The sequence below is a fragment of the Gracilimonas tropica DSM 19535 genome (assembly GCF_000375425.1).
In the GTDB taxonomy this organism is placed as follows: domain Bacteria; phylum Bacteroidota; class Rhodothermia; order Balneolales; family Balneolaceae; genus Gracilimonas; species Gracilimonas tropica.
Genome location: NZ_AQXG01000046.1, coordinates 1 through 1,439, shown reverse-complemented (window position 1 = coordinate 1,439; position 1,439 = coordinate 1). Strand labels below are relative to the sequence as shown.

The 1,439-nt window shown below is 33.1% G+C and carries 3 protein-coding genes; all 3 read left to right on the top strand.

What is annotated here, in order from left to right; translation table 11 throughout:
* Positions 1–257 (top strand): hypothetical protein (locus B151_RS20225; protein WP_026166747.1); only part of this gene is annotated, 257 nt, incomplete at its 5' end.
* An 80-nt stretch (positions 258–337) separates the two neighbouring features.
* Entirely contained in the window at positions 338–967 is a 630-nt protein-coding gene (locus tag B151_RS0117520; RefSeq protein WP_020404925.1) for a hypothetical protein, read from the top strand.
* Positions 968–977: 10 nt separating this feature from the next.
* A partial coding sequence (locus tag B151_RS0117515; protein ID WP_020404924.1) for a helix-turn-helix domain-containing protein occupies positions 978–1,439 on the top strand: 462 nt, incomplete at its 3' end.

Here is a 1,439-nt window from a genome sequence, read left to right as displayed (position 1 = left end):
TCATGAATAAATTACTTAGAAACGTCCTCAAATCCGTACCAACACTTATCACCTTATTCAGAAAAGAAACTCCGCAGGAAGGGAAAGACATTGCAAAAAGTGGACTTACCAGTTTGGGTATATCTGGAATGATCACAACCGGGCGAATTAATGCCGGTGAAATAGATGAGATGGTACTCATTGTTCTAGCTATCGTTGAAGCTATTGGATATGTGTATGGGGTAATCGCTCTCTTAGTTGGCCAATCCCAGACTTAAAGTAAAAATATTGTCGCTTATCATTGCTTGAGTAAAAAAATTTGAGTAATTTCTGCAAACAGTAAACTAATAATTCTGCAATGAGTAGCTTTGAAGCCATTCTTGATTCAAAAATTAAAAGTCTAAATCTAAAATTTTTCAGTGATTATCTTAATCAGCTGGAAGAAATGTATGAAGCAGCTATTGATCTTTCATCTCAATATGATAGTCAAATTGCGAAATTAGCTAAACCATATAATAGGGATTGGTTAGCCAATCAAAAATTATATGAGACAGCACTTATGCATGATGATTGTGTTGCAAATTACGTTGCGAATAGTTCAGGTAATCACAAGCATGTTGAGGTTAGGTTGGACGGAGCAATTATTACTGTGTCTCAAGTAAAATATAAAAACGAGTTTGTCCGGAATGCGAAATTTCGACAATCTCTTTCACAAAAATATACCCCTACTTTTTTTGATCCCAATCCTTCAGTTAGTATTGGTGATGAAGATATTTATGTGATAATTTTGCATGGCATAATTTCTAATGAGAATGAAAGGCCAGGATTTGCAAGAATTGCAGTTCCAAATTATGAAAATGGACGGTATGATTATAACAAGTCCCTCTATAAAATTTGTGGTCTAAAAGAACCTATAATGATTGATGAGCCTGTCATTGAAGAGATTAAAAATGACAACATGCCAACATTAAAGAAAAATATAAGTTGATAAAAATCTTATGGTTAAGGGTGTTGAAGATTTTCAAGGAATACGTTTGCAAAAAGCATTAGACGCAAGAATGTTCAGTGCAACTACATTGTCAGAATTATCAGGAATATCTTCGTCTATGATATCTCAACTAATAAACGGTAAAAAGGCTCCTTCTTATGAAACTCTGAACAGTATTGCTAAGACATTAAATCTACCTGAAACTTATTTTTTAAAAGAATACAATAATAAAGAGTTTCCTGTTTTTTATAGGAAATTTAGCTCTGCTACTAAGTCAATTAGAAAAAGTGTCGATGTCAAACTTGACTGGCTTTCAGACTTGTTTGATTACGTGGAAAAATTTGTTGAATTACCAAAACTAAATTTTCCCGACATTGATTTAATTAACAATAAAGAGTTCCACAATTTATCGAATTTAGAAATTGAAGAAATAGCGGATGAAGCTCGACAATTTTGGGGGTTAGGAAAAGGG